The 26,733-nt window shown below is 54.8% G+C and carries 27 protein-coding genes and 1 tRNA gene; 20 read left to right on the top strand and 8 right to left on the bottom strand.

Annotated elements, in window-relative coordinates; all coding sequences use genetic code 11:
• Positions 1–13: 13 nt before the first annotated feature.
• The 4 genes from aroC to cobO are packed head-to-tail and all read left to right on the top strand — an operon-like array spanning position 14 to position 3,397.
• Positions 14–1,114 (top strand): chorismate synthase, encoded by a 1,101-nt coding sequence (gene aroC / locus AC2FFH_RS17105; protein WP_496726172.1) that lies wholly within the window; start codon positions 14–16, stop codon positions 1,112–1,114.
• Positions 1,098–1,760, top strand: a complete 663-nt coding sequence (locus AC2FFH_RS17100) for an HD domain-containing protein (protein WP_496726173.1) — start codon at positions 1,098–1,100, stop codon at positions 1,758–1,760. The genes aroC and AC2FFH_RS17100 overlap by 17 nt, the downstream gene beginning before the upstream one ends.
• A 44-nt stretch (positions 1,761–1,804) precedes the next feature.
• Positions 1,805–2,740, top strand: coding sequence for a DMT family transporter (locus tag AC2FFH_RS17095; protein WP_496844896.1), 936 nt, complete (start codon positions 1,805–1,807; stop codon positions 2,738–2,740).
• A 57-nt stretch (positions 2,741–2,797) separates the two neighbouring features.
• The gene (gene cobO, locus AC2FFH_RS17090; RefSeq protein WP_496844895.1) at positions 2,798–3,397 is read left to right on the top strand and encodes a cob(I)yrinic acid a,c-diamide adenosyltransferase; all 600 of its coding nucleotides are present in this window, start codon (positions 2,798–2,800) and stop codon (positions 3,395–3,397) included.
• Positions 3,398–3,431: 34 nt separating this feature from the next.
• Here cobO and AC2FFH_RS17085 read toward each other — a convergent pair whose 3' ends face one another.
• The 4 genes from AC2FFH_RS17085 to AC2FFH_RS17070 all read right to left on the bottom strand — a co-directional run bounded on the left by AC2FFH_RS17085 (position 3,432) and on the right by AC2FFH_RS17070 (position 6,424).
• Complete coding sequence (locus AC2FFH_RS17085) at positions 3,432–3,629, bottom strand: hypothetical protein (protein WP_145975814.1); 198 nt, start codon at positions 3,627–3,629, stop codon at positions 3,432–3,434.
• Between the two features lie 374 nt (positions 3,630–4,003).
• Complete coding sequence (locus tag AC2FFH_RS17080; RefSeq protein WP_496836325.1) at positions 4,004–4,369, bottom strand: SPW repeat domain-containing protein; 366 nt, start codon at positions 4,367–4,369, stop codon at positions 4,004–4,006.
• 109 nt (positions 4,370–4,478) lie between these two features.
• Positions 4,479–5,429, bottom strand: coding sequence for an AraC family transcriptional regulator (locus AC2FFH_RS17075; RefSeq protein WP_496844893.1), 951 nt, complete (start codon positions 5,427–5,429; stop codon positions 4,479–4,481).
• Between the two features lie 128 nt (positions 5,430–5,557).
• Entirely contained in the window at positions 5,558–6,424 is an 867-nt protein-coding gene (locus tag AC2FFH_RS17070; RefSeq protein ID WP_496844891.1) for a branched-chain amino acid aminotransferase, read from the bottom strand.
• Between the two features lie 158 nt (positions 6,425–6,582).
• On the opposite strand from AC2FFH_RS17070, the gene AC2FFH_RS17065 reads away from it, so the two are divergent.
• The 7 genes from AC2FFH_RS17065 to AC2FFH_RS17035 all read left to right on the top strand — a co-directional run bounded on the left by AC2FFH_RS17065 (position 6,583) and on the right by AC2FFH_RS17035 (position 12,481).
• Positions 6,583–7,095 (top strand): MarR family winged helix-turn-helix transcriptional regulator, encoded by a 513-nt coding sequence (locus tag AC2FFH_RS17065; RefSeq protein WP_058272723.1) that lies wholly within the window; start codon positions 6,583–6,585, stop codon positions 7,093–7,095.
• Positions 7,092–7,793: a response regulator gene (locus AC2FFH_RS17060; protein ID WP_496765780.1), complete on the top strand. Its 702-nt coding sequence runs from the start codon at positions 7,092–7,094 to the stop codon at positions 7,791–7,793. Before AC2FFH_RS17065 ends, AC2FFH_RS17060 begins: the two co-directional genes overlap by 4 nt.
• A gap of 64 nt (positions 7,794–7,857) precedes the next feature.
• Positions 7,858–8,784, top strand: coding sequence for a histone deacetylase family protein (locus tag AC2FFH_RS17055; RefSeq protein WP_496765782.1), 927 nt, complete (start codon positions 7,858–7,860; stop codon positions 8,782–8,784).
• Positions 8,781–9,023: an exodeoxyribonuclease VII small subunit gene (locus AC2FFH_RS17050; RefSeq protein ID WP_058272726.1), complete on the top strand. Its 243-nt coding sequence runs from the start codon at positions 8,781–8,783 to the stop codon at positions 9,021–9,023. The genes AC2FFH_RS17055 and AC2FFH_RS17050 overlap by 4 nt, the downstream gene beginning before the upstream one ends.
• Entirely contained in the window at positions 9,024–9,890 is an 867-nt protein-coding gene (locus AC2FFH_RS17045; protein ID WP_496765783.1) for a polyprenyl synthetase family protein, read from the top strand.
• Between the two features lie 14 nt (positions 9,891–9,904).
• A complete protein-coding gene (gene dxs, locus AC2FFH_RS17040) occupies positions 9,905–11,833 on the top strand; it encodes a 1-deoxy-D-xylulose-5-phosphate synthase (RefSeq protein ID WP_496844889.1) in 1,929 nt (642 codons plus the stop codon).
• A gap of 225 nt (positions 11,834–12,058) precedes the next feature.
• Positions 12,059–12,481: a hypothetical protein gene (locus AC2FFH_RS17035; RefSeq protein ID WP_496777148.1), complete on the top strand. Its 423-nt coding sequence runs from the start codon at positions 12,059–12,061 to the stop codon at positions 12,479–12,481.
• A gap of 147 nt (positions 12,482–12,628) precedes the next feature.
• Here the strand turns inward: AC2FFH_RS17035 and bfr are convergent, their stop codons facing one another.
• Both bfr and AC2FFH_RS17025 read right to left on the bottom strand, forming a co-directional pair.
• Positions 12,629–13,114 carry a bacterioferritin gene (gene bfr / locus AC2FFH_RS17030; protein WP_496765786.1) on the bottom strand — a complete coding sequence of 162 codons (486 nt, stop codon included), beginning with the start codon at positions 13,112–13,114 and terminating at the stop codon, positions 12,629–12,631.
• A 359-nt stretch (positions 13,115–13,473) separates the two neighbouring features.
• Positions 13,474–13,549, bottom strand: a tRNA-Thr gene (locus AC2FFH_RS17025).
• Between the two features lie 223 nt (positions 13,550–13,772).
• On the opposite strand from AC2FFH_RS17025, the gene AC2FFH_RS17020 reads away from it, so the two are divergent.
• From AC2FFH_RS17020 to AC2FFH_RS17000, 5 genes are all read left to right on the top strand, one after another.
• Positions 13,773–14,606, top strand: a complete 834-nt coding sequence (locus AC2FFH_RS17020; RefSeq protein ID WP_496765787.1) for an arsenate reductase/protein-tyrosine-phosphatase family protein — start codon at positions 13,773–13,775, stop codon at positions 14,604–14,606.
• Positions 14,603–15,601 (top strand): ArsJ-associated glyceraldehyde-3-phosphate dehydrogenase, encoded by a 999-nt coding sequence (locus AC2FFH_RS17015; RefSeq protein WP_496765789.1) that lies wholly within the window; start codon positions 14,603–14,605, stop codon positions 15,599–15,601. Before AC2FFH_RS17020 ends, AC2FFH_RS17015 begins: the two co-directional genes overlap by 4 nt.
• Positions 15,598–16,863, top strand: coding sequence for an organoarsenical effux MFS transporter ArsJ (arsJ, locus tag AC2FFH_RS17010; RefSeq protein ID WP_496844888.1), 1,266 nt, complete (start codon positions 15,598–15,600; stop codon positions 16,861–16,863). Before AC2FFH_RS17015 ends, arsJ begins: the two co-directional genes overlap by 4 nt.
• Entirely contained in the window at positions 16,860–17,909 is a 1,050-nt protein-coding gene (gene arsB / locus AC2FFH_RS17005) for an ACR3 family arsenite efflux transporter (protein ID WP_496765792.1), read from the top strand. The genes arsJ and arsB overlap by 4 nt, the downstream gene beginning before the upstream one ends.
• 269 nt (positions 17,910–18,178) lie before the next feature.
• Positions 18,179–20,155, top strand: coding sequence for an HAD-IA family hydrolase (locus tag AC2FFH_RS17000; protein ID WP_496844887.1), 1,977 nt, complete (start codon positions 18,179–18,181; stop codon positions 20,153–20,155).
• A gap of 145 nt (positions 20,156–20,300) precedes the next feature.
• Here AC2FFH_RS17000 and AC2FFH_RS16995 read toward each other — a convergent pair whose 3' ends face one another.
• Both AC2FFH_RS16995 and AC2FFH_RS16990 read right to left on the bottom strand, forming a co-directional pair.
• Positions 20,301–21,044 carry a hypothetical protein gene (locus AC2FFH_RS16995; protein ID WP_496844886.1) on the bottom strand — a complete coding sequence of 248 codons (744 nt, stop codon included), beginning with the start codon at positions 21,042–21,044 and terminating at the stop codon, positions 20,301–20,303.
• A gap of 53 nt (positions 21,045–21,097) precedes the next feature.
• Entirely contained in the window at positions 21,098–22,906 is a 1,809-nt protein-coding gene (locus AC2FFH_RS16990; RefSeq protein WP_496765796.1) for a hypothetical protein, read from the bottom strand.
• Positions 22,907–23,351: 445 nt separating this feature from the next.
• On the opposite strand from AC2FFH_RS16990, the gene rfbC reads away from it, so the two are divergent.
• The 4 genes from rfbC to rfbA are packed head-to-tail and all read left to right on the top strand — an operon-like array spanning position 23,352 to position 26,708.
• The gene (gene rfbC, locus AC2FFH_RS16985; RefSeq protein WP_496766096.1) at positions 23,352–23,921 is read left to right on the top strand and encodes a dTDP-4-dehydrorhamnose 3,5-epimerase; all 570 of its coding nucleotides are present in this window, start codon (positions 23,352–23,354) and stop codon (positions 23,919–23,921) included.
• Positions 23,918–24,958, top strand: coding sequence for a dTDP-glucose 4,6-dehydratase (rfbB, locus tag AC2FFH_RS16980; protein WP_496726193.1), 1,041 nt, complete (start codon positions 23,918–23,920; stop codon positions 24,956–24,958). Before rfbC ends, rfbB begins: the two co-directional genes overlap by 4 nt.
• Positions 24,955–25,827, top strand: coding sequence for a dTDP-4-dehydrorhamnose reductase (rfbD, locus tag AC2FFH_RS16975; protein WP_496765799.1), 873 nt, complete (start codon positions 24,955–24,957; stop codon positions 25,825–25,827). The genes rfbB and rfbD overlap by 4 nt, the downstream gene beginning before the upstream one ends.
• Positions 25,828–25,838: 11 nt before the next feature.
• The gene (rfbA, locus tag AC2FFH_RS16970) at positions 25,839–26,708 is read left to right on the top strand and encodes a glucose-1-phosphate thymidylyltransferase RfbA (protein WP_496726195.1); all 870 of its coding nucleotides are present in this window, start codon (positions 25,839–25,841) and stop codon (positions 26,706–26,708) included.
• The last annotated feature ends 25 nt before the right edge of the window (positions 26,709–26,733 follow it).

Below are 26,733 nucleotides of genomic sequence, written 5' to 3'. Positions count from 1 at the left end.
AGGAGCATGCCCCATGTCAATGAACAGTTTTGGCCACCTTTTCCGCGTCACCACCTGGGGTGAAAGCCACGGGCCCGCGTTGGGTGCGACCGTCGATGGCTGCCCTCCGGGTGTCACAATCGACGAGGCGATGATTCAGCAATGGCTGGACAAGCGCAAACCGGGTCAGAATAAGTTCACCACCCAGCGGCGCGAGCCAGATCAGGTCAAAATCCTGTCGGGCGTGTTCGAAGGGCAAACCACGGGTACTCCGGTGCAGCTGATGATCGAGAACACGGATCAGCGCTCGAAAGACTACGGCGATATCATGGACAAGTTCCGTCCCGGGCACGCCGATATCACCTACTGGCAGAAGTACGGCATCCGCGATTATCGCGGCGGCGGGCGCAGCTCGGCCCGGGAAACCGCATCGCGTGTGGCAGCGGGCGGGCTGGCGCGAGAAGCCATCAAGCAGATCGCACCAAACGTGCAGATTACCGGCTACATGACGCAGATCGGCCCACACAAGATTGACCGAGGCAATTTCGACTGGTCGCAGATCGAACAGAACCCGTTCTGGACCCCGGATGCCCAAGCGGCCAAGGATTGGGCGGCTTACTTGGACGATCTGCGCAAGTCCGGAAACTCGGTTGGCGCGATTGTTGAGGTTGTGGCACGCGGCGTGCCTGCCGGGATCGGCGCGCCGGTATATGCTAAGTTAGACACTGATTTGGCCGCTGCGATGATGTCGATCAACGCGGTGAAAGGCGTTGAGATAGGCGAAGGTATGGCCGCTGCCGAACTGACGGGTGAGGCAAACGCAGACGAGATCTTCATGGGTCAGAACGGCCCTCAATATAGCTCAAACCACTCGGGCGGCATCCTGGGCGGTATCTCGACCGGGCAAGACATCGTCGTGCGCTTTGCGGTCAAGCCAACTTCGTCGATCCTGACGACACGCAAGACCATCACCAAATCCGGCGAAGAAACCGAGATCATCACCAAAGGCCGCCACGACCCCTGCGTCGGTATCCGCGCCGTGCCCGTGGGTGAGGCGATGATGGCTTGCGTGATCCTGGACCACCTGCTGCTGCATCGCGGCCAGATCGGAGAGAACCGTGGACGGATCGGCTGATCTGCGCACACGCCTGCGCGCCGTCGTTGCGCAGCGTATGGAAACCGACCCCGCGCATGATCTGGCCCACTTGGACCGGGTCTGGGTGAACGCGCAGGCCATTGCAAACGACCAGACCGACATGCCCGTGCTGCTGGCTGCGGCGTACCTGCATGATCTGGTCAACCTGTCGAAGGACGACCCCGACCGCCACTTGGCATCGCGCCGATCGGCTGAGGAATCAGAGTCTATTCTGGCTAATCTGGTCTATTCCGAGGACCAGATTCAGGCGATCAAACACGCGATTGAAGCGCACAGCTTTTCGGCCAACATTACACCGGAAACGCCCGAGGCCTGCATCTTGCGCGATGCGGACAGGTTGGATGCGCTGGGGGCGATTGGCGTTGCCCGGAACTTCTCGGTTTCCGGCGCGTTGGGACGGTCGCTTTATGATCCGGCGGATCCCTTTGCCGCCAACCGTCCGCTGGACGACCTGCATTTTTCGATCGACCACTGGAAGGTCAAACTGCTGGGCTTGCCTGGTGATATGTTGACCGAGGGTGGTCGAGAAATTGCACAGCGCAGAATCGCGCGCATGATCCGGTTTCTGGAAGAGTTCGCCCAAGAGATCGGCAGTCCCCTGCCAGCCGATTGGTCCAATCTGTAAACAACACGTTGATCTTTCCCTACCAAAAGCGCAGGTTCGCGCCGATGGCAAAACCCTTAACATCGCATCGACCTTTGCTGGCCGTCGCTCTGAAAACGAGCGCGGTGTTTCTGTTCACGGTCATGGCGGCGATAGTCAAAGCGCAGTCCGATCACTTCCCACCTGGCGAGATGGTGTTTTTCCGGTCCCTTTTTGCCATTCCGGTGATTGTCATCTGGCTGATGGCGCGAGGAGAATTGGCGCAAGGGTTCAAAGCCCGCAAACCCTCGGGTCATTTCTGGCGCGGCGTGTTGGGCACCACGGCGATGGGGCTTACTTTTACCGGCCTTGGCTTGATCCCGCTGCCCGAAGCGACGGCGATTGGCTATGCCACCCCGATTTTCACCCTGATCCTTGCCGCGGTGATGTTAGGCGAACGCATCCGTAAGATCAGAATCGCGGCCGTGTCCATCGGCTTGTTGGGTGTCCTGATTATGATCTGGCCCAGACTGGGTGGCAACAACATGGAAGCAGCGGCCACCTTCGGCGCATTGTGCATTCTGGGCGCAACGGTTGCCCGGGCCTTTGTGCAGATCCACATCCGGCAATTGGTGCAGGTCGACCATCCTGCGGCCATTGTCTTCTATTTCTCGATGACGGCGACCATCCTGTCCGGGCTGACCATCCTTTGGGGGTGGGTCATGCCCACATGGGAACAGGCGGGCTTTTTGATTCTGGCTGGTCTGATCGGAGGTGTTGCCCAGATTCTGGTGACTTCATCCTATCGCTTTGGGCAGGCTTCGATGCTGGCGCCTTATGACTATACCTCGATGCTGTTTGCAATCGTCATCGGTTATGTCTGGTTCAGTGAACTGCCAACGCTGGTCATGCTGGCCGGTGCGGCGCTGGTGATTGTCGGTAACGTCGTGGTGATCTGGCGCGAACATCAACTGGGCTTGGAGCGCGGAAAGGCCCGCGCGGTCACGGATCCCAAAGCCTGACCTTTACCTTTGCAGAACTTCCCCTAGGGTGTGCCCAACACAAGATGAGGGTTTCCCATGAGCGACGCACAGGATCACAAGGAAAAGATGCAAAAGGTGCAGGCCCAGCACCGTAAGAAAGTGTCCGAGGCTGTTGATCCGGACCGCGGGCTGGTGCTGATCAACACTGGCAAGGGTAAAGGTAAGTCCTCGGCCGCGTTCGGGGTCGTGATCCGTGCGCTGGGTTGGGGTCAGAAGGTCGGCGTTGTCCAATTCATCAAGGGCAAGTGGAAAACCGGCGAGCGTCGCTTTTTTGAAGAACGCGATCTGGTGACATGGCACACGATGGGTGAAGGCTTCACCTGGGATACTCAGGACCGCGAGCGTGACATCGCCGCCGCAAACTCTGCCTTTGACAAGGCACGCGCCCTCATGTCCAGCGGCGAATACGATCTGGTCGTGCTGGACGAGATCAACATCGCGCTTCGCTACGAATACCTGTCGGTCGAACAGGTGATCGATGGGCTGAAAGAACGGTCTGACAAGACCAGCGTGTTCCTGACGGGTCGGGATGCACCGCAGGCGCTTCGCGATTATGCCGATCTGGTCACCGAAATGACCGAGGAAAAGCACCCGTTTCAGGCCGGAATCAAAGCCCAGCGCGGCGTGGATTTCTGAACATCAGAGTCTAAACAGCCCCCCTCAGGGGCTGTTACGCAGGCGGGTTTTCGTTGAGAAACCTGACCGATCCGCGTCGACACGCGGCGCTGTCCGGCAGCGGTTGTTCAGCCCTGTCACCTTGGGCCGCCTTGGGTTTGTCGACATAGGCGCAATAGTCGTCGTCACAGCAACATCCGCAAGCGGTGGCCGCTTCGTGCCGTGCCATGATTTCGTCAAGTGGGTCACCCATCGTCACTTCCTGTTGCGCGTGTCGTTTCCGAGGCGGTGGCGCGCTCTCACCAGGCTATACGCTAAGCCCGCAGACCGCCTCGAAACCCCGTGCTGGATGCTAACACATCTGGCCTTAATCTTTATCTGATTATTTTTGTCGGAATTTGCAAGATCAAAATAACACATCCTGAGTAACCCCGAAGTTGATCGACTTGGAACGGATTTACTTCAGGCGTTTTGAGGAAACCAATTTCCTATATTCTTACTTATTAGGCTTACATATGCTGATACACGGCGCGAACAAACAGATCAGCAAGCCGCCTGTCGGTGGGACAAGCGGCTTTGGTTTTTTGAGAATTCACCTTGTTGCGATCAATCCAAGGTGCGTCAGGTTCAAGCCGTAACACCCTGCTCTGGTGCGCTAAGCGAGATGACAGCGACAACCGCAGCCCCGTTCAGCCAGTAAAAGATCGCATCCAGGCCCGAAAACCCAAACAGGCTGGGCGCGGCCAGGAAAACGACACCGACCAGAAGATCGACCGCCAAGTGAAAGTTGTAGGGAAGAACGCGCCAGATCCCCAAATGGTGATCGGTCAACACCGTCAGGACAAACGCCGCGACGCCGGTGACCACCGACAGCCACAACGCCATCGGGTTAGATTGCCCCAGTCCAAGCAAGAAGGGCAACCCCATCAGCGCAAAGGCTACAGGGTAGTCCAGATAGGCGTGAATATTGCGGGTGACAAAGCGGAGAGACATGAGAGTTCCTTTCCTGATATGAGATGACCTCAAACTAGGAAAGGAACTCAGAACGTTTAATTCTGGATCGTTCGTGAAACGTTGCAGATCGTCCAGAGTTTCAATTCGATCAGTGCATTGATCGATAGGCGGCTGGCGATACGCCAACCTGCTTCTTGAACACCCGCGAAAAGGCGGCTTCCGAGGCATAGCCGACCTCGGCCGCGGCATCGGCCACGTTCCAACGGGCCTCAGTCAGTCCGTGGCATGCAATCTGCATCCGCCAATCGGTTAGATATTGCATGGGCGTTGTCCCCATCTTCTCTGCAAAGAGCTGCGCGAACGCAGTGCGAGACATTCCGGCCTCACGTGCCAGAGACTCGACGCTCCACTCTTGCGCGGGCGATTGATGAAACGCGGTCAAGGCACGTGAAATGCGGGAATCGGCAAATCCGGCAAGCGCGGAGTCGCTGGGGCTTTGATGTTCAAGATGGGCGCGGATCGCCTGCGCGAACAGGACCTCGGACAGTTTCAGCGCTATGAGGTCACCACCGATCCGCGCGCCGTTGATCTCGGACCCGATCATACGCAGGGTGGCTTCGATCCAGGCCCCGGCTTCCTCGCCATAGTTTTCGATCAGGATGTACGGGGGAAGCCGGTCAATCAGCATATGCCCGGTTCCTTGTCGCCCCGGCGGCCCGGTGAAAGAGAAATGACCGCAGATCAGTTGCGTATCGCGGCTTTTGTCTTCGCCGCCATAAATCAAAACCCCGTCGCCCTTGTACCCGGCCTCTTCCAACACCTGTTCAAGAGGCAGGGCATCCAGCGGTTGAACCTCATTGCACAGTAACGCATGGGCGGATCCGTGCGGGATCACGATCAGGTCGCCTTGCTTCAATCGCAAAGTTTGCCCTGTGTTAGAGACGAATACTTTCAACTCTCCGCGCTGTACAAAGTGAAATCTGGCCACATTTTGATAGGCCGGTACCTGAATGCCGAAGGGCGGTGTGAAAGAGGTTCGAAAGTAAAACGTGCCCTTCAAGGACAGGCGGGTAAGTATATCGCTAAGCAGATCCAACATTGGATTAAGATAGCCGCGGCTGCGCGTTCGTCCACCCGCGCGGACGAACTGCAATTCTTTATGAACAAGCGGCAATAAAAAAGCCCCCGCGATAGCGCGAGGGCTTCTGTCAATGCATCTGAGTGTTATCAGGCGCGGACAAGCGCCTCATAATCGGCGGCGATCTCGCGGGTCAGGTCTCCGACCTCAAACGTATAATCGCCGATCTGGCCCACCGGGGTCACCTCAGCTGCGGTGCCGGTCAGCCAGCACTGTTCGAAATCCGCCATTTCCTCGGGCTTGATGCGGCGCTCGTGGACGGTGATACCTTTGTCTTTCAGCATCTGAATGACGGTCTGACGGGTGATCCCGTTCAGAAAACAATCGGCCAGAGGTGTATGAACCTCACCATCTTTCACGAAGAACACATTCGCACCGGTCGCCTCGGCCACGTAACCGCGCCAATCCATGAACAGCGCGTCCGAGCAGCCCTTGGCCTCGGCCTTATGCTTCGAGATGGTGCAGATCATGTACAGACCCGCCGCCTTGGCGTGCACCGGAATAGTTTCCGGGCTGGGGCGTTTCCATTCCGCGATATCCAGCTTGGCACCCTGCATCTTGGCGTCACCATAATAGGCACCCCAAGGCCACACGGCGACGGCCATCCGGACCGGGTTCTTGGCTGATGCCACACCCATGTCTTCCCCCGAGCCACGCCAGACCAGCGCGCGGACATAGGCGTCCTGCAGACCGCTGGCTTTCAGCGCTTCTTCCTTGGCGGCCTCGATGTCATCCACCGAATAGGGCATAGGCATGTCCAGCGCTTCGGCCGAGGCAATCAAACGCTCAGAATGTTCGCGACTTTTGAAAATCTTGCCGTTATAAGCACGTTCACCTTCGAACACCGAAGACGCATAGTGCATCGCATGGGTCAGGATGTGCACATTGGCTTCGCGCCAGGGCACCAGTTTGCCATCCAACCAGATGACACCGTCACGATCATCATACCCCGCCATGCGAAACCTCCTGACCTGGGAAAAATTTCCGATTATTGCGCTGATTAAGTCCGTTTCGGACATAAAGTTACGCAAAAACTGCGATTCGATACCTGTCCACTCTTGGAATGTCAATAACGCTGACATAAACTCGGAACGAGTAACGAATGAGGCATACTATGTCGGATACCCGCCCCGCCCCAGCCTTTGGTGGCGAGAGCCTTTTGTTTTTGACCGACGAACAGTTGCGGCAGGGGATCGAGGCGATGTTTTTCGCCTATCGCGGCTTTACCGCAGATCCTGATCGCATACTGACCGAAATGGCCTATGGACGGGCGCACCACCGGGCAATCCACTTCATCAACCGCGCCCCGGGTACGACTGTCAACAACCTTCTGGCCATTCTGGGCGTAACAAAACAGTCTCTGAACAGGGTTTTGCGGACGTTGATCGACGACGGTCTGGTCGAAAGCCGGGTCGGATCAGTGGACAAACGCGAAAGACACCTATTTCTGACAGAACAGGGCAAGGCGCTAGAGGCCAAACTGTCTGAGGCCCAGCGCGTTCGAATGCGTGCGGCGTACAAAAAGGCGGGACCCGAGGCTGTGTCGGGGTTTCGTAAAGTGCTTGAAGCAATGATGGATGCTGATATGCGTCATGCCTATACGAAACTGCGGGATACCACCTCATGAACGAAATGGATGCCCATCTGCTGATCGTCGACGATGACGAGCGCATTCGCGATCTGTTGAAGAAGTTTCTGATGCGGAACGGATTTCTGGTCACGGCTGCAAGGGATGCAGCACATGCACGGCGGGTGCTTTCGGGGTTGGATTTCGACATGATCGTGCTGGACGTGATGATGCCCGGCGAGGATGGGGTCAGCCTGACCAAGGCGCTGCGCGAAACCCATACCACTCCTATCCTGCTGTTGACCGCGCGCGGCGAAACCGAACATCGCATTGCCGGGCTTGAGGCCGGTGCGGATGACTACTTAGCCAAACCGTTCGAGCCAAAAGAGCTGTTGTTGCGGATCAATGCGATCCTGCGGCGGATGCCGGAAACACCTGCGCAGGACGCGACGGCGAAGATACTGCATCTTGGTCCGGTCCGGTACGATATCGAGCGTGGCGAGATGTGGCAGGGTGAAGACCCGGTGCGCCTGACGGCGACCGAAAGCCAGTTGATGAAGATTTTTTCGGCCCAGCCCGGAGAGCCGATCAGCCGAACCAAACTGGTCGAAGATCTGGGCCGCGACAAGGGTCAGGCGCAGGAACGCGCGGTGGACGTTCAGATCACCCGTCTGCGCCGCAAGATCGAACAAGACCCCAAGCAGCCGCGTTACCTGCAGACCGTCCGCGGCGCCGGATATATGCTGGCACCTGATTGATTCAGCCGCGGCGCTTTCTTGCCTTGGGCGAGGATATTTTTGGCCAGATGAAGATGGGATCCCGATGACAACCGCCCTTTTGACCCACGCAGATTGCCTTGATCACGTGACACCGCAAGGTCACCCCGAGAGGGTGGCGCGGTTAGAGCATATTCTGCATGCGTTAGAAGGCTTGGAACTGACACGTGTAACCGCCCCTTTGGCGGCGGATGACGACTTGCTGCGCGTGCATCCGGAAAGCCATATCCGTGAAATTCGAAATAGCAGGCCATCCGATGGCTTCAAACAGATTGACGGCGACACCTTCATGTCGCCGGGGTCGGTCGATGCAGCCTATCGCGCTGCCGGGGCGGTCGTGCGCGCAGTAGACATGGTTTTGGGCGGCGAAGCCTCGAATGCGTTTTGCGCCATCCGCCCGCCCGGTCACCATGCCGAGACCGAAACGGCAATGGGGTTCTGCCTGTTTGGAAACGCCGCGCTGGCTGCCAAACACGCATTGGATCATCATGGATTGAAGCGCGTAGCTGTTGTTGATTTCGACGTTCACCACGGAAACGGCACGCAGGATCTGCTGTGGGATGAAAGACGTGCACTGGTGATCACCAGCCAGCAAATGCCGCTGTGGCCTGGATCGGGGCGCCCGGATGAAACCGGCGCTTATGAGACCGTTTTGAACATCCCGCTGGCACCCGGCACTGGTGGGGCCGAGATGCGGACAGCTTACGAGACGCAAGCCTTCCCGAGGTTGCGCGCATTCAAGCCGGAACTGATCATCATCTCGGCAGGTTTTGATGCGCATCAGGACGATCCGCTGGCCAACTTGAACTGGTCTACAGGCGATTTTGCTTGGGTTACAGCCGAGCTGTGCAAGATCGCCGATGAGCTGTGTGAAGGTCGTATCGTCTCGACTTTGGAGGGCGGGTATGATCTGAACGCCCTGGCCGAGGCCACTCGTGCCCATGTGGAAGAACTGATGAAGGCAGCCCGATGACCGATACTCCTGTTGATCAGATGACATTCGAACAAGCGATGAAAGAGCTTGAGGCCGTTGTCGGCCAGTTGGAGCGTGGGGACGTGGCGCTGGATCAGTCCATTGCGTTGTATGAGCGCGGTGCCGCGTTGAAGAAACGCTGCGAAGACGAATTGAAGCGGGCTGAAGAAAAGGTTGCGGCAATCACGTTGGACGCCAATGGGCAGCCAACCGGGACGACGCCTGTCGAAGGTCAGTAAATGTTCAAGGAAATTCTGGCGCAGGATGCCTCGCGGATTCAGGCTCAGTTCGATCTGGTCCTGAGCGCGCTGGACGAATTGGATGTTACCCGGGCGATGGCCTACACCACGCAGGGCGGCAAGCGATTGCGTGGGTTTCTCGTGCTGGAAAGCGCGCGGATGCATGGCATCGACTCAACACAGGCAATCTGGCCTGCGACAGGCATCGAAGCGCTGCACGCCTATTCGCTGGTCCATGATGACCTTCCCTGCATGGACGATGACGATCTGCGTCGTGGACGTCCGACCGTGCACTTAAAGTGGGACGAAGGCACCGCCGTTCTGGCCGGTGATGCCCTGCAGACATTGGCCTTTGAGCTGTGCACCCGGCCCGAGGTCGGAAATGCAGAGGTTCGTGCTGAATTGGCTCTAACCCTGGCCAAAGCAAGCGGTGCGCAGGGAATGGTGCTGGGGCAAGCGCTGGATATGGCGGCTGAAACAACGGCCGCGCCCCTGACATTGGAGCAGATCACCACGCTGCAGGCTGGTAAGACCGGGGCGCTGATTGAATGGTCCGCCTGCGCCGGTGCGCGGTTGGCCCAGGCAGATCCCGAACCCTTGCGCCAATATGCCCAGGCGCTTGGCCTTGCTTTTCAGATCGCTGATGACATTCTGGATGTTGAAGGTGATGCCGAGAAGGCCGGCAAACGATTGCAAAAAGATGCCGAGGCAGGCAAGGCCACGTTTGTTTCGCTTTTGGGTCTGAACGCCGCAAAATCCCGCGCTGTAGAACTGGTCGATCAGGCCTGCGCGGCGTTGGATGGATACGGTGCCAAGGCTGAAACCTTGAAGGACGCGGCCCGCTTCGTTATTGCCCGGGACAGCTAAGCCAGGAACGCCAAATGTCTGACCGCCCGAACACACCCCTGCTGGACCTTGTGAACCGCCCTGCGGATCTCAAGCAGTTTTCGGACGCGCAATTGCATCAGGTGGCGCAGGAGTTGCGGTCCGAGACGATCTCGGCCGTGTCTGTCACCGGTGGGCATCTGGGCGCGGGTCTGGGCGTGGTCGAATTGACGACCGCCCTGCACGCCGTGTTCGACACGCCGCGCGACAAGATCATCTGGGACGTTGGTCATCAGTGCTATCCGCACAAAATCCTGACCGAACGGCGCGACCGTATCCGTACCCTTCGCATGAAGGACGGGCTGAGCGGCTTCACCAAGCGCAGCGAGAGCCCCTATGACCCATTTGGCGCGGCGCACAGTTCGACCTCGATCAGCGCTGCGTTGGGTTTTGCCGTCGCTCGCGATCTGGGCGGCGTGACACCAGAAGGTCTAGGCGACGCGATTGCCGTGATCGGCGACGGCTCGATGTCTGCCGGCATGGCCTTTGAGGCGATGAACAACGCCGGCCACCTGAAGAAACGCCTGATCGTCATTCTCAATGACAATGAAATGAGCATAGCCCCGCCAGTTGGCGCGCTGTCCAATTACCTGTCACGCATTTATGCGGAAGAACCGTTTCACGACCTGAAAGCCGCCGCCAAAGGTGCGGTGTCTTTGTTGCCGGAACCTTTCCGCGAAGGGGCAAAACGCGCCAAGGAGATGCTCAAGGGCATGGCCGTGGGCGGCACATTGTTTGAGGAGCTGGGCTTTTCCTATCTCGGTCCGATCGACGGGCACGATATGGATCAGCTGTTGCCTGTCCTGCGCACGGTCAAGGCACGCGCCACTGGCCCGATCCTGATCCACGTGCTGACAAAGAAGGGCAAGGGGTACGCCCCCGCCGAGCAAGCCAGGGACAAAGGTCACGCGACAGCAAAGTTCGACGTGGTAACGGGGGAGCAGAAGAAAGCGCCCTCAAACGCACCGTCTTACACGTCGGTCTTTGGCAAAACCCTGGTGGAAGAGGCCGCACGCGATGACAAGATCGTTGCTGTCACGGCCGCGATGCCCGACGGAACCGGGCTGAACCTGTTTGCGGAACGCTATCCGTCGCGCTGTTTCGATGTGGCGATTGCCGAACAACACGGTGTGACCTTCGCCGCCGCTCTGGCTGCGGGGGGGATGAAGCCCTTCTGCGCAATTTATTCCACATTTTTGCAGCGTGGATACGATCAGGTCGTGCATGACGTGGCCATTCAGCGCCTGCCGGTTCGTTTTGCGATCGACCGTGCAGGGTTGGTGGGCGCAGATGGCGCGACCCATGCGGGGTCGTTCGATATCGCCTATTTGTCCAACCTGCCCGGCATCGTGGTCATGGCCGCAGCGGATGAGGCCGAGTTGGTGCATATGGTGGCCACCGCCGTCGCGCATAATGATGGCCCGATTGCCTTCCGCTATCCTCGCGGCGAAGGTGTCGGCGTCGACTTGCCCGAACGTGGCGAAGTTCTGGAAATCGGCAAAGGCCGGATCATCCAAGAAGGCGCGCGGGTCGCACTATTGTCCTTCGGCACTCGGCTGGTCGAAGTGCAGAAAGCGGCCGAAGCTCTGGCCGCGCGTGGGATCATCCCCACTATCGCTGATGCTCGATTTGCCAAGCCCTTGGACCGCGATCTGATATTGGATCTGGCCACCAACCACGAAGCGCTGATCACGATCGAAGAGGGTGCCATTGGCGGCTTTGGCAGCCATGTTGCCCAACTTTTGGCCGATGAAGGCGTCTTTGACCAGGGTCTCAGGTATCGCTCGATGGTTTTGCCCGACACCTTCATAGATCAGGCCAACCCTGCGGATATGTACGCGGTCGCGGGTCTGAATGCCGAGCAAATCGAGGCCAAAGTGCTGTCCGTACTGGGTGTTGCAACCATCGGTGAAAAACGTGCCTGAGGCATGACGCTAGGCAACTGAATTTCACCGTTGTTTGAAAATCTGCAAGCACCGCTTTTGACGGAAATTTCGGGCAGCCGCCGAATTCAGCCGCTTTTGGTTGAGTCCTTGAGAACACAGGAACCGCTTGAGTCCCGGCGCAGCGTTCCCGCTTCCCCGCATTTCTGATAATAGTAAGAAAAACAAATACTCCACCCTTGAGTAGGCGGGCGGATGAGAAACATCATGGCAGTTTTGGTCGCGCTTTTTTTGATGAGCGTGGCGGCAAGTTCAAAAGAGATTCAGGTTGGCAATGATCCGGGCGGGCGGATTGTGGATCGCATGGTCCAGATCGAAATCGCCAACCGGACCAACGCGCAATTCCAGATCAACGGGGACTATTGCCACTCTAGTTGCACCATGCTGCTGGGTGCGGACGATGTTTGCGTTTCGCCCGAGACGATCTTTGGTTTTCATGGCCCCCATCGCTCGAACCGAAAGAAAATGACGGCAGATGAGTTCGACAGGAAAAGCGCGTCTCTATCCAGCTACTACCCAAACCCGGTCAGAAATTGGTTCATGTCCAAAGCAAGGTTCGCCGGGCCCAATGAGCTTTTTTATGTGACGGGTGAGTACCTGATAAGCCTCGGCGTGCAGGAATGCGCTTAGAACGCTAGCATCTCAATACCGCGGCTGTTCCCGTCAGGTCATTCGCGCAGGCACACATTGAACTGAAAACAGAGTTCGGTTTTATCCAGAGCCTGATGTCCTGTTCACGGCGGTCGCTGAAACTCGCCCGATAACCACCACTACAGGTTAGTCGGCGTCTTCCATCTTCGTTGCATTGAGTTGCGCGAAAAGCTCGGGCCCGATGCGATCATACAGTTCGATCTGCGTCTCTAGAAAGTCGATATGACCTTCTTCATCCGACATCAGGCTTTCGAACAATCCCATTGAGACATAGTCTCCGGCCTCTTTGCAGACATCCCGCGCTTCCTTGTAAAGCGCCCGCGCGCTTTGCTCTGCTGCAAGATCGCATTCCAGCGTTTCACGCGGGTTTTCACCGATCCGCAGGGGATCAAGTTTCTGCAGGTTGGGATGCCCTTCCAGAAAGATGATACGTTCAATCAGTTTGTCGGCGTGTTCCATCTCTTCAATGGATTCTTCACGGCTTTTCTTGGCCATGCTGCCAAGACCCCAATCGTCTTGCAGGCGATAATGCAACCAGTATTGGCTGACGGCCGTTAGTTCGTGGCGCAGAGCTTTGTTCAGGTATTCAATTACCTTTTTGTCACCTTTCATGATGAAACTCCTTGGCTGTGTCTAAGAACTGGCGTGGAAACAACTTTTTAAGCTGAATGCTACCACCAGAGCGGCTTAACCCGAAACCTTCAAATATCTGTTTTGAAACAGGTATTTGCAAGTTTCCTGACGATTCTCGTTTGAATCAGAACCCGTCACTTGAAAGCGTTTTTCCACCACACTTACGATTCCCTGATACCTGCTTACCGATCGGAAGCATGGCCCTTGCGGATCAAAATTACGCGGGCAAACAGCTCCGGAGATTGAGCTGCGCTAGCATCCGATGATAGCCCGCAGGATCGAACCAAAAGTGAGATACGAGGTAGGCCGCTAGTTTAGCATAACTTTACAGGGGAACGTGGTGCCTCAAGAGGGACTCGAACCCCCGACCTTGTCCTTACGAAGGACCTGCTCTACCAGCTGAGCTATTGAGGCAAGCGACGGTTCCTTTAAACCCTCGGGCAGATGCGTGCAAGTCTCGATATCCTCGGACGCCTACCGGTGTGTGATGGTGATTCCCGCAGCTCAGATCGCTTGAAGCCCATTCCATCACCACGCTCCAGCAAGAATATCACGCCTGTTCCAACGCTTACGCTCACCTTCGATGGCCATGTATTTTCGGTTGACTGGGTTGTCTTATTTTAATATTTCATGAAATATGATAGAACAGATAACAGACCAGTTGGCCATCCTGGGTCATCCGCAGCGTATCCTTGTGTTTCGCATGCTCATGCGACGTTTTCCTGACAGCGTCCCGGCAGGAGAGCTGGCGGCGGAACTCGACCTGAAGGCCAGCACCTTGTCGAACTATCTGAACGCGCTTCAGCGTTCGGGGCTGGTCAAGCAGGAACGTTCCGGGACATCTCTTCTCTATTCGATTGAAATGAAAAACGTGCAGCAGATGCTTGATTATCTGATCGTCGATTGCTGTCGCGGTCGCCCTGATATCTGCATGCCATTTTCTCTGGGAAATGAGGCCGCGACAGACCGGAAGTTCAACGTCTTGTTTTTGTGTGTGGGCAATTCTGCCCGCTCGATTTTTGCGGAATCCCTGCTGCGCACCCTGGGGGGTGACCGGTTCAACGTTTACTCGGCTGGTACGCAGCCCACATCCGAGCTCAACCCGATGGCCGTGCAAGTTCTGGACGACAAAGGGCATGACACATCCATCCTGCGGTCCAAGAACATGTCCGAGTTTGCAACCCCCGGCGCGCCCGAGATGGATTTCGTCTTCACGGTCTGCAATCAGGCCGCAAATGAGGAATGCCCCGCTTGGGAAGGCCAGCCAATCAGTGGCCATTGGGGCATGCCGGACCCGGTCAGGGCCGAGGGCACGGATGCCGAAAGAAGCCTTGCATTTCAACATGCATATGGCGCGCTCAAGCGCCGGATTGAGGCCTTTACGTCTTTGCCGGTCGAAAGCCTCGACCGGATCGCACTGCAAACTGCTGTTGATGACATCGGCAGAACGCCCACTGAGGACATGAAATGACGACTTATGCTGTGAATGGGTTGGGCCGGATGGGAAAACTGGCCTTGAAACCGCTGCTGGACAAAGGCGCAAAGATCGCCTGGATTAATGATTCAGTCGGTGGCCCCGAAATGCACGCGCACCTGCTGGAGTTTGACACGGTTCATGGCCGCTGGGATGCCACGTTCGCACATGATGCCGACAGCGTTACGATCAACGGCACACGTCTGCCCTTTATCGGCACCAGAGATTTGGCGGAACTGCCGCTGGACGGAGTCGATGTGGTGATCGACTGCACCGGTGTCTTCAAGACCCAAGCCAAGCTGGCCCCCTATTTTGAGGCAGGCGTGAAAAAGGTTGTTGTCTCGGCCCCCGTCAAGGATGGCCCGACCGCCAACATCGTTATGGGCGTGAATGAGGACACTTATGATCCGGATGTCCACAGCATCGTGACAGCGGCCTCCTGCACGACCAATTGTTTGGCCCCAGTGGTCAAGGTCATCCACGAAAACCTTGGTATTCGCCACGGATCAATGACCACAATTCACGACGTGACCAATACGCAAACCATCGTGGATCGCCCCGCCAAAGATCTGCGCAGGGCGCGGTCTGCTTTGAACTCTCTGATCCCGACCACCACCGGGTCGGCCACGGCAATCACGCTGATCTACCCGGAACTCAAGGGGCGGCTGAACGGTCACGCCGTGCGAGTTCCCTTGCTGAATGCCTCGCTGACGGATTGCGTATTCGAGGTTGAGCGTGAAACCACCGTCGAAGAAGTCAACGCGCTCTTCAAGGCCGCTGCCGAAGGTGAGTTGAAAGGCATTCTCGGCTATGAGACGCGACCGCTAGTTTCCACCGACTACACCAACGACGAACGGTCCTCGATTGTGGATGCGCCTTCGACCATGGTGGTGAACGGCACGCAGGTGAAGATCTATGCGTGGTACGACAATGAAATGGGTTACGCCCATCGTCTGGTCGACGTTGCCCTGATGGTTGGTGCATCGCTGTGACCCAAAGGCCCGAAGGTATGTCGGCCTACATCACGGTCACAGCAGCCTATTGGGCCTTCATGCTGACCGACGGGGCCCTGCGTATGCTGGTGCTGCTGCACTTTCATAGTATGGGATTCTCGCCGGTTCAGTTGGCATATCTGTTTGTTCTGTATGAGATCGCCGGCATGGGCACGAACCTTGCCGCCGGTTGGATCGCGGCGCGGTTTGGGCTGACCTCGACGCTTTATGCAGGGCTGGCACTGCAGATTGCAGCGTTGCTGGTTCTTACGCAACTAGACCCTAATTGGGCGATCCCAGTAAAAGTTGTCTTTGTGATGATTGTGCAAGGGGCCAGTGGGGTTGCAAAGGACCTAGCCAAGATGTCCTCAAAATCCGCCGTCAAACTGCTGGCCCCGACTGAGGGCGGAGGGTTGTTTCGCTGGGTCGCGATTTTGACCGGCTCGAAGAACGCTGTGAAAGGGTTTGGGTTTCTGCTTGGGGCGGCACTGTTGGCGACAGTGGGCTTCATGTGGGCTGTTCTGGCAATGGCGATCATACTTGCCGCATTCCTCGTCGCCGTCATCCTGTTCATGCCGACCGGCCTGCCCAAAGGGCGCAAAAGCGCCAAATTCTCTGAGGTCTTCTCGAAATCCGCCAACGTGAATTGGCTATCCGCCGCTCGTGTCTTCTTGTTTGGGGCGCGGGATGTGTGGTTTGTAGTCGGCATCCCGATCTATTTCTACGCGGTGCTTTCGGATGGAACTGAGGATGGCAACCGTGCCGCATTTTTTATGATCGGCACATTCATGGCCGTTTGGGTCATACTTTACGGAGCAGTTCAGGCCAGCGCGCCGAAAATCCTGCGCGCAAAGGAACGCCCGGAAGGGGACCTTATCCACGCAGCCAAGAATTGGGCCGCGGCGCTGTTTTGTGTGCCTGCTGCCCTGACCATCGCGGTTCTGCTCTCATCCGGCCCTGAGACATGGCTGACCGTTACGCTGGTTGTGGGCCTATTGGCATTTGGGGCAATCTTCGCCGTCAATTCAGCGCTGCACTCATACCTCATCCTGGCCTTCACCAAGTCCGAGCGTGTGACGATGGATGTGGGTTTTTACTACATGGCCAACGCGACGGGCCGTCTGGTCGGCACTGTTCTGTCGGGACTTACTTATCAGATTGGCGGGCTTCCACTGGTTCTGGGCACCGCTGCTGCAATGGTCGCGCTGGCCGCCCTGACATCCGGCAAACTAACCGACCAGACGAATGAGGTATATTCATGAGCATCTTCGAACGCTACCTGACCGTCTGGGTCGCGCTGGCAATGGTTGGCGGCGTATTGATCGGACTGGTTGCACCCGGCCTGGTTCAACTGATCGCCTCGGCCGAAGTGGCCAGCGTCAATCTTGTGGTAGCTTTGCTGATCTGGGCGATGGTCTACCCCATGATGGTCGGCGTGGATTTCGGCGCTGTGGCGGGCGTTGCCCGGCAACCACGCGGGTTGATCGTGACGCTGGTGGTCAACTGGCTGATTAAGCCGTTCACCATGGCCTTTCTGGCGGTTCTGTTCTTTGACCACGTCTTTGCGCCATGGATTAAACCCGAAGACGCGGCGCAATACACCGCCGGGCTGATCCTGCTGGGTGCCGCGCCCTGCACCGCTATGGTGTTCGTCTGGTCTCAGCTGACCAGGGGCGATGCGACCTATACACTGGTGCAGGTTTCCGTGAACGACTTGATCATGGTGGTGGCATTCGCCCCGATCGTGGCCTTTCTGCTGGGCGTGACCGATATCCAGGTTCCATGGCAAACGCTGGTTCTGGCAACTGTTCTATATGTCGTATTGCCGCTGATCGCCGGCCTCTTCACCCGACACAAACTGGGATCGCAGGAGGCAATCGATGCGTTTTCCGCACGCGTCAAGCCGTGGTCGGTCATGGGCCTGATCGCCACGGTCGTCATTCTGTTCGGCTTGCAGGGGCAGACCATTCTGGCCAAACCACTGGTGATTGTCTTGATCGCAGTGCCAATTCTGATCCAGAGCTACGGTATCTTTGCCCTGGCCTACGGCACAGCCTTTGCTTTGAAAGTGCCGCACCGGATCGCCGCACCCTGCGCCATGATCGGCACGTCAAACTTCTTTGAGCTGGCCGTCGCTGTGGCCATCAGCCTGTTCGGATTGAACTCGGGAGCAGCGCTGGCGACGGTCGTAGGTGTTCTGGTTGAAGTTCCGGTTATGCTGTCACTGGTTGCCTTCGCAAACCGTACACGGGCGCGTTTTCCAGCAGTCGAAACGCAATACTCTAAAAAAACACTCAATTCCAACTGACAAATGGTCAGTCGCGGAGATCACCCAAAAGCGTAAAGTGAACCGAAAACTCGGGTTCACTAACGCTTTGTCTCGAAGTACTACTCGTGCTTCAGCAGCTGTCGAAAATGGACGAAGTTCAATTTCAGCTTGATAAGTCGTCTGCATTAACCGAATTTCTGCGCAAGAGTGAGTCAGTGCTTTTGTCGAGCCCTGACGCAAGCATCAATTCAGACAAACCTAGTTAGCGTGAGACTATTTTGGCATTAATAAGCAATCGCAGAAAAACAATGAATGTGTCTTCCAGTAGCGCAGTGCTTTCCAAGATCGGTGATTACGATTTCCTGTCTGTGGACATCTTCGACACCCTCCTCTTTCGCCATTGCAACTCTCCCATTGATGCCTTCGGTTTCATGGAGGAGCACATAGAAACAAGGCAGGTGACCGAGTATTTTAAGGACTATCGGGTCGCAGCCGAGCAATTGGCTCGGGAAGACGCAGACCAGAAAGGACTGGAGGACGTTTCGTTAGACGAGATTTATTTTTGTTTTCAACAACTCACGAATTGTAGCGGTACGCAAACTGAGCAGATCAAACAGCTCGAACTAGAAACGGAAATGGACCTGCTTCACGCCACCAATTTTGGAAGAAAGTTGGTGGCCAAGCTAAAAAACACAAAGAAACGACTTGTCATCACGTCGGATATGTACCTTCCCCAAAACTTTCTTGAGAAAGTGCTGGAGGCAAAAGGAATTGTCGGATGGGAACGCGTCTTCGTTTCGAACGAGCAAGGAAAGACCAAACATACTGGCAACTTGTTCGAAGAGGTGGCTGAGTACTTTGGTGTTCCACACGAAAAAATATTACATATCGGTGATAACAAACATGCCGATGGCAAAATGGCTGCCAGCGCAGGTATGCAGTCCCATGTAGTCTTGGCTAGCAAGGACGTACCTGCCAGATCTCCAAAACCAAAGCACCATTCCAATATGCTTTCGGGATCGCGTCCCATATCTCAGATTTTTTCGGCAAATTTTCTGGAAACGCATCACTACGATTCTGAAAAGCTGGACTTCCGTACTTTGTCTGAGGATCAGTACTTTGAGGCCATTGGGGCCGTATTGATCGCACCATTGATCACATCAATGCTTATCTGGATGAAGCGGGAAATGGACGATAGGGGCATCTCACGCATCGCATTTCTTGCTCGCGATGGCATGTTTCCTAAAGCAGCATTCGAACTTTTGTGGCCAAATGAATATGACACGCAGTACATAGCTGCCTCCCGGCGATTACTCACGCTTCCATTCACAGTTTTGGAGCCGAACACTATTGGCGGGATGCTTCACACCACCTTAGAAAGCTCGGAGACACTGGACGAATTTCTGGGCAAAATCTCCGGCGGGCCGATCTTAACAGATCTTTTTGCCAATCATGGCCTAAGTGGAACGGACCCACTAACGCGAAAAGCGCGAAAAAAAATCTTGAGACTTCTAAAGGAAAGTCCGGACACCTTTTTTCAGTCGTTTGCCCACGAGCGCGCCGCTCTAAAAAAGTACTATCGTTCGGCCTTCCCGGCAGGTTCTAGCACGGCCGTCTTTGACGTAGGTTGGCGCGGCAGTCTACAGCGCTCAATTTGCGAGATTGTTGATGCAGAAGCGGATATCCTGGGCCTTTACTTCGGCACAAGTCGGCATGCCACATCAATCCTACGTCGCAACGGCTTGGAATATGAGAGTTTTACAGCGTCAAATGGTCTTCCTTCCCATTTAACGCCATGGTTCACGGATTTTCGGGATATCGTGGAGTTTCTCTGTTCGGCAAATCATGGCAGCGTCCTTGGGCTGCAGCAAAGTGAATCCGGTGATATTTCTTGGGTCACCGCTGAACTCAGCGAGTTGGAGGCAGCCAACCTCCAGCGCGCCAAGAAAATTCAAGATTCCGCCCTACAAGCAATCGAGTCCGTACTACGGGCAATGTCGACAGAGACGTTGGCAAAATACACCAACCCGAAGGATGAGCGAGACATGCGTCATTTCCTGAGTAAACCGCATCGCCAAGATGCCCTTAGGTTCAAGAATGTAAGAATCTTCGATGGCGTAGGTGACACAACCGGTGAGAGTTTGACGCGCATTGGTGAACGCAGCACACATTATCAAAACGCCAAAAGCAGCCGGTGGCGTGCTGCCTATGGATCGCAACTCAATCCCTTGTCATATGCCTTACTGAAATTTGTTTTGCGAAAAAGAAAAAAAATTAAGTTATAGCCCTATGCAGTGTTGATAGTCTGACAGAGTTCGCGAACGCAGGCTTTGCTCACCTTGAAAATCTCGCCGGTCACGATGAAGAACGTTTTAATGTCGTAACCTGAATAGATTTCGAGGTGTAAAGCCGTCAGGGCAAATTCGTCGCCTATGATCGTTTTCTGAACAATCGCCAGGCTCTCGAAGAGTTTCGAGCTTTTCTTGCTTCTTTGTCGCGCCGCTTTTTTCTGTTAGCCGGAATGTCATAAGTGTAGCGGGCCTCCAATTCTTGCGATTTCCCACCAATGAATGAGCAACTTCCGGGCACGCCAACATTAGGATATTTTTCACCCAAGTGCTTGATTCCAAGCCAATAACGCTCTGTAACAAAACCCTTTGAATAGTGTTGGAACTCGACGGGTAAAACTATCACAGGAATCCCAAAATTCTCCTGCGCGTTAATACACAGGTCTTCGGCGTAAAGGTCGAACGTTAGGGTCTCATCAAACCGCAACCCGGGCCGATCCCTAAGTAACCGAGTGTGAATTAGAATCGCCACACAATCCAGTGTTTCAACCCAAGTTGGTGCAGTCACCGGCAGACCGACCTGTAGCACCGAAGAGCCGTCTTTTTCACTACACTTATGCTGACCAAACCCGGCCGGTGCATGCCCATCCAGCCTTACTCCAAAGGTTCCGTAAATTGCTTCAAGTGCCAAGTTCTCTGTGTCAAACAACTCTCCCTGAACTTCGAAGTCTTCATGTACGAAAAAAAGCCACATGTCCTCGTTCAAGTACTTTTCTATAACCTCATTGTATAGCGTCGGCAGGCCTGCTGATCGACCGCGGTTGTCAATCAGATGAATATCCCTTTCAAACAAAAACTTGTTTCGAGAGAACAGTTCAGTTGCCATCTTTTCGTTCACAAACGGAACGAATATCTTCAACGGGTCGCTGTTAGAAACTGTCATTTCTGACCCAACTCTCTTTGTGTTCGACGCTGATACCGCCGTACTGAGTTCCAGTACGAGACCTTCAGCGGGTGGCGGTACATTATACGGCGCCAATCTAGTTGCCCAATGTCGTCTCGAGTAGATAATTGCTTAATGGAATTTGGCAGCATGAGATCGTAGTTGTGCAACTGCTGCTCTTGATTTTGCCTACTAGAATTGTCCAGGTACTTTGACGAGATTGACTTAGGCTTCCAGTAAGACTCGACAGTTCTCCATTCACTCTCACCCTTGCATCGCGGAAACGGAACATTCTCGAATGCCCGATATTCCCTTTCGGTCGGTGTTGTGATCAGTCGCGTAAGACAGAAAAGGTTGAAGTCTTTTAGTTCCCGACGATCTAACGCGTCTTTTCTTGGCGCGATCATGCGGAGGAAATCGAGAGCCCCTCGTTGGACACAAATTGAAGCGAGGAGGCCAATATCGGCGTTCATTTCACATTTTGCACTCAAAGACAAAGATATGTCGTTCCCCGAATTCAGATGTGGGAAGGACGTATCAGGATTGACGAACAAAAAATCTGACAGAACTGGGCCTACCCTTACGGACATATCGGTGCTCATCGCATTCAAACCGTCAAAAAGGTAGGCTGAAGCCCTTGCCTCTCGGCTGGGAGAACTTTGACCACAAATACAATACCGATGCACTCTTAATGAAGACAGAAATTTAATGTCCGGTGCACTGCCATCGATATCCGCGATAGCAATGTTTTTTGAACCTTGAACCGTCCATGCGTCGATACGCTTCTGCAATTGTTTGCGTTCTACAGCAGAAGCATCCAAGAATTCACCGTCAAAAGCTTCTTTCACATCGCTGATCGAGTAGCTTGTTAACGGCAGTTTCAGAATGCTCAGAGATTGCTCAATAATGTGGTGCTGGCCAGGCGGAAGAAGCAGTTCATCGAACCCATCTTGTATTGAACGTTCCGCAATATAGTCACAGAACCCCAGCAATACCGGCCCGCAAACATTGAAGCCGAAACTATAAAGATCGGGTTCCTCGGGATCGACATGAGGCATTCGCGCTGCGATCTGGCCGAAAATCAAGTCCGAGGTGAACGTATATTCTCCGCGGTCTTGATCAACAAATGGAGCATCATCCTGCCTAAGGCAATCGCTGTGTTGGTTTACATGAATTGCTGTCAAAGCGCAGTCCACGTCAACGTTCATGTTCGCGAATTCGCGCTGGCAAAAATGCAGGACACGGTTCGGTGCGACCTCCTCATTGGCTGCAACTTTCAAAAGAAAGTGACGGCCTTCCGTAGGGCTAATTAGCGCATCCAGTTCAATCCCATGTGATTTCAATAGCCTCGATAATTGGTCTTTATTCAGTCTCGTGTCATTAATACCGACCAATTGCTTCCCTTTAGCCCGAGCAACTGTGGCAATCATAACAAAGGCTTGATTTAAAAAGTGGAACTTTTCTTCGAACTCTCTTTCATCGTCAGGCGTCACGGTGTTGTCCGGCAGAAGAACTGCAAGAAGGCTATAAATTTCGTGTAAACTAATCTCGGACGCTTCGGTTGTCCCAAAACGCCTCCGAGCAAGCTGCTCCGCTTTTAGTCTTGCGCCATAAAAACCGTCGACACCGAGTGACTTCTCTATGAAACGGAAAACGCCATCCACACTTAACACGCCGCGCGACAACAATGTCTTCGAAACATCGAAGGCGATAACGTCGTGGTTTTCGATTAGGTTCGAAATTGTGGAGAATGTGCATCCCGTCCGTCGAACGACTTCAGCTTTGTTTCGTTCCTGCGACAGCATAGACACTCCAACACGAGGTGAATAAGAATTCAGCGCTGTTGATACCAAGCATCGAACTCGCCTGCCAGTAGTCTATCAAACTCACTGAAACTAATTCCCCGATGACCTCGGGAGCCCCAAAACATAGAACAGGAGCGCACGACAATCGAGTGTTACAACCTGACATCAAGCCCTGACAAACCTGAGGCATGCCCCAAAACACAGCTTATTGCCTCAAGAAGAGATCCGCCAACGTAAACGGCTTTGTTGACTGCAAGTGAACTGTCGCTCGTGGGTAATCTGATTTGCAAACAGGCCTTCGAAAATGCAACTTTCTGCATTGAGACTTTCCCGGCCTCCATTTTCGAGTATAAGCCTATTTGGATATTGTCCAGCAATGGCGATTGAGTTAGCCCATTCTTTACTCTGCGTGCGCCGCAGAATGGCACTACAGGTAATGTTAATTATGGAATTCACAACCCTCTCAATACCAGAGGTGAAGCTGATTACACCGAGGCGATTTGGCGATCACCGAGGCTTTTTCGAAGAGACCTACAACTGTGATCAGTTCTCTTCCGCCGGGATCGATACAGTTTTTGTTCAAGACAATCACTCTGTGTCCAGTGAAATCGGAACGGTACGAGGCCTGCACTTTCAGGCACCACCGAAAGCGCAAGCTAAACTTGTTCGCTGCGGACGTGGAAGACTCTTCGATGTTGCGGTAGATATTCGCAAGGGTTCTCCGACGTTTGGTCGATGGGTCGGTGAAGAACTGAGTTTTGAAAATGGACGCATGTTACTTGTCCCGGCTGGATTTGCCCATGGGTTTATGACGTTGGAGCCGGACACCGAAATTGTATATAAGTGTTCAGACACTTATGCGCCAGAAACCGAGGGGGCTGTTCACTGGAGCGACCCCGAAATCGGCATTGAATGGCCGCTAACATCAACCGAAACAAAGCTATCTGAAAAAGACGCGGCTGCGCTGCGCCTGTCAGAACAAGAATCCCCCTTTACTTTTGAGGACACCAAATGAAACTTTTGGTCACTGGAGGCGCCGGTTTTATTGGGTCTGCCGTTGTTCGTCGTGCCGTTGCCCAAGGTCATTCGGTAGTCAACGTAGATGCGTTGACGTATGCAGCTTGCCTCGACAATGTTGCGGTAGCGGCTGATGCGCCAGGCTATGCTTTCGAACACGCAGATATTCGTGACGCTTCGGCGATGGAGGCTGTGCTCAGGAAACATAAGCCTGACGCGATCATGCATCTGGCCGCCGAAAGCCATGTAGACCGCTCAATCGATGGTCCAGCTGCCTTTATCGACACCAATGTCACGGGCACTTACGTTCTTCTAGAGGCCGCGCGCGCCTATTGGACCGACGCAGGCAAACCCGCAGACTTCCGTTTTCACCATATTTCGACCGATGAGGTCTTCGGATCTCTGGGGGAGACCGGTTTTTTTACCGAAGATAGCCCCTATCAACCAAACTCGCCCTATTCAGCATCGAAGGCGAGTTCGGACCACCTTGTACGCGCGTGGCACGAAACCTATGGCCTGCCGATCATTCTGACAAATTGCTCAAACAACTATGGTCCATATCAGTTTCCCGAAAAACTGATACCGGTCGTAGTCTTCAAGGCATTGTCCGGGCAGTCGATACCGATTTACGGCAACGGCGATAACATCCGCGACTGGCTGCATGTCGAGGACCATGCAGAGGCGCTGCTGCTTGTTCTGGAAAAAGCGGCCGTCGGTGCAAGCTACAACATTGGTGGCGAAAACGAGATGACAAATCTTGAACTCGTCAAAATGCTCTGCAGTATTCTGGACCGGCTTCGTCCGGCAGAGAAACCTTACTCAGAACAGATCACATTCGTAACTGATCGCCCGGGTCACGACCGCCGCTATGCGATTGATCCAACTCGAATTGTCGAAGACCTTGGCTGGCATCCGAACTATACCCCTGAGACAGGATTGGAACAGACCGTCCAGTGGTATCTGGACAACGAAGCCTGGCTGAATGCACTTCTAGCGCGGGATGGTGTTGGCGATCGCCTTGGTGTTGCCAAATGAAAATACTTGTCTTCGGTCGAAGCGGGCAGGTCGCCACAGAGTTGCGAGCGCAAGCGCCTGCGCGCGGCATCATAATAGAGGCGTTGGGGCGCGAGGACGCGGACCTTTCGCACCCGAAAACATGCGCAGACCACATAAGCAAAACCAACGCGGATGTGGTCATCAACGCCGCTGCTTTTACTGCGGTCGATAAGGCTGAAGACGAGAAAGATATCGCTCGGCGCGTTAACGCTGATGCGCCCGGTTCTATGGCCCAAGCGGCGGCCGAACGTGGCATTCCGTTCATTCACATCTCGACGGATTATGTCTTTGATGGATCAGGGACGCTCGCACGAACTACAAACGACCCGACTAGCCCGCTTGGCGTATACGGTAGTACTAAACTGGAAGGCGAAGATAAGGTCGCGGCGGCCGGAGGCTGGCATGGTATTCTCCGTACAAGTTGGGTGTTCTCGGCGCATGGAAACAATTTCGTCAAGTCGATGCTTCGATTGGCGGAAACACGAAACCACGTAACCATAGTTGCCGATCAGGTTGGGGGCCCCACACCTGCAGCGGACATCGCAGCTACATTGCTTAGAATGGCCGAGGCAGGGTCCAGTGTGGAGGGTGGCCTGTTTCATTATGCAGGAAGTCCAGACGCAAGCTGGGCAGATTTCGCACGCGAGATTTTTTTACAGGCAGGCTTAGATATTTCGGTTGAAGATATCCCGACCAGCGCATACCCGACGCCTGCTGCCCGCCCAAAAAATTCGCGGCTGGACTGTTCCCGGCTTGAAAAAACTTATGGGCTTCTTCGCCCTGACTGGAAAGCCGGGCTAACCAAGGTACTGAGGCAATTAGGTCAGACCCCAAAAGGCCAATTTTGAAAGGTTAACGCATGCAACGTAAGGGAATTATTCTTGCCGGAGGCTCTGGAACGCGGCTGTACCCGATTACGATGGCCGTGTCCAAACAGCTGCTACCAGTTTACGATAAGCCAATGATTTTCTACCCACTCAGTGTATTGATGTTGGCGCAGATCCGCGAAGTTGCAATCATCACAACACCACAGGACCAGGAGCAGTTCATTCGCCTCTTTGGTGATGGCAGTCAATATGGACTGTCACTGACGTGGATCGTGCAAGACTCTCCTGACGGGTTGGCGCAAGCTTATACACTGGCGGAAGATTTCCTCGCCGGCGCTCCTTCGGCATTGATCTTGGGAGACAATATCTTCTTCGGCCACGGTCTTCCAAGTCTGCTGGCCCAGGCAGATGCCAACAAGCAAGGCGGTACGGTTTTTGCATATCGCGTCGCCGACCCAGAGCGGTATGGCGTTGTTGCTTTTGAGGACCAAAAGGTTCGTCAGATTGTTGAAAAACCACAAAACCCGCCGTCAAACTACGCAGTCACCGGCCTTTACTTTCTTGATGGTGACGCGCCGGCGCGGGCTAAAGAAATCCAACCGTCTGAGCGCGGCGAGCTTGAGATTACTTCGCTTTTGCAAATGTACTTGGACGAAAACCTGCTCGATGTTCAGACTATGGGTCGGGGCTTCGCTTGGCTGGATACTGGGACACACGGCACTCTGCTGGAGGCAGGAAGCTTTGTAAGAACGCTGACAGAACGTCAGGGTATGCAAACCGGTAGCCTTGATGAGATCGCCTGGAGCAATGGATGGATCGATGATGCCGCTCTCGAGAAGCGCGCAAAACTGTTCGCAAAATCGACTTATGGCGCCTACCTTCATTCGCTTCTGAGCGATTAAAGCTAGCACCGAGTAAGTGCGCCTG

The sequence above is a fragment of the Ruegeria sp. YTSC003 genome (assembly GCF_059609785.1).
The sequence above is the reverse complement of the archived record's forward strand: the minus strand, read 5'-3'. Positions and strand labels throughout refer to the sequence as shown.

Coding starts and splice junctions, on each gene's coding strand:
- aroC (WP_496726172.1), top strand. CDS start 14: ATGTCAATGAACAGTTTTGGCCACCTTTTCCGCGTCACCACCTGGGGT.
- AC2FFH_RS17095 (WP_496844896.1), top strand. CDS start 1,805: ATGGCAAAACCCTTAACATCGCATCGACCTTTGCTGGCCGTCGCTCTG.
- cobO (WP_496844895.1), top strand. CDS start 2,798: ATGAGCGACGCACAGGATCACAAGGAAAAGATGCAAAAGGTGCAGGCC.
- AC2FFH_RS17085 (WP_145975814.1), bottom strand. CDS start 3,629: ATGGGTGACCCACTTGACGAAATCATGGCACGGCACGAAGCGGCCACC.
- AC2FFH_RS17080 (WP_496836325.1), bottom strand. CDS start 4,369: ATGTCTCTCCGCTTTGTCACCCGCAATATTCACGCCTATCTGGACTAC.
- AC2FFH_RS17075 (WP_496844893.1), bottom strand. CDS start 5,429: ATGTTGGATCTGCTTAGCGATATACTTACCCGCCTGTCCTTGAAGGGC.
- AC2FFH_RS17070 (WP_496844891.1), bottom strand. CDS start 6,424: ATGGCGGGGTATGATGATCGTGACGGTGTCATCTGGTTGGATGGCAAA.
- AC2FFH_RS17065 (WP_058272723.1), top strand. CDS start 6,583: ATGTCGGATACCCGCCCCGCCCCAGCCTTTGGTGGCGAGAGCCTTTTG.
- AC2FFH_RS17060 (WP_496765780.1), top strand. CDS start 7,092: ATGAACGAAATGGATGCCCATCTGCTGATCGTCGACGATGACGAGCGC.
- AC2FFH_RS17055 (WP_496765782.1), top strand. CDS start 7,858: ATGACAACCGCCCTTTTGACCCACGCAGATTGCCTTGATCACGTGACA.
- AC2FFH_RS17050 (WP_058272726.1), top strand. CDS start 8,781: ATGACCGATACTCCTGTTGATCAGATGACATTCGAACAAGCGATGAAA.
- AC2FFH_RS17045 (WP_496765783.1), top strand. CDS start 9,024: ATGTTCAAGGAAATTCTGGCGCAGGATGCCTCGCGGATTCAGGCTCAG.
- dxs (WP_496844889.1), top strand. CDS start 9,905: ATGTCTGACCGCCCGAACACACCCCTGCTGGACCTTGTGAACCGCCCT.
- AC2FFH_RS17035 (WP_496777148.1), top strand. CDS start 12,059: ATGGCAGTTTTGGTCGCGCTTTTTTTGATGAGCGTGGCGGCAAGTTCA.
- bfr (WP_496765786.1), bottom strand. CDS start 13,114: ATGAAAGGTGACAAAAAGGTAATTGAATACCTGAACAAAGCTCTGCGC.
- AC2FFH_RS17020 (WP_496765787.1), top strand. CDS start 13,773: ATGATAGAACAGATAACAGACCAGTTGGCCATCCTGGGTCATCCGCAG.
- AC2FFH_RS17015 (WP_496765789.1), top strand. CDS start 14,603: ATGACGACTTATGCTGTGAATGGGTTGGGCCGGATGGGAAAACTGGCC.
- arsB (WP_496765792.1), top strand. CDS start 16,860: ATGAGCATCTTCGAACGCTACCTGACCGTCTGGGTCGCGCTGGCAATG.
- AC2FFH_RS17000 (WP_496844887.1), top strand. CDS start 18,179: ATGAATGTGTCTTCCAGTAGCGCAGTGCTTTCCAAGATCGGTGATTAC.
- AC2FFH_RS16995 (WP_496844886.1), bottom strand. CDS start 21,044: ATGGCAACTGAACTGTTCTCTCGAAACAAGTTTTTGTTTGAAAGGGAT.
- AC2FFH_RS16990 (WP_496765796.1), bottom strand. CDS start 22,906: ATGCTGTCGCAGGAACGAAACAAAGCTGAAGTCGTTCGACGGACGGGA.
- rfbC (WP_496766096.1), top strand. CDS start 23,352: ATGGAATTCACAACCCTCTCAATACCAGAGGTGAAGCTGATTACACCG.
- rfbB (WP_496726193.1), top strand. CDS start 23,918: ATGAAACTTTTGGTCACTGGAGGCGCCGGTTTTATTGGGTCTGCCGTT.
- rfbD (WP_496765799.1), top strand. CDS start 24,955: ATGAAAATACTTGTCTTCGGTCGAAGCGGGCAGGTCGCCACAGAGTTG.
- rfbA (WP_496726195.1), top strand. CDS start 25,839: ATGCAACGTAAGGGAATTATTCTTGCCGGAGGCTCTGGAACGCGGCTG.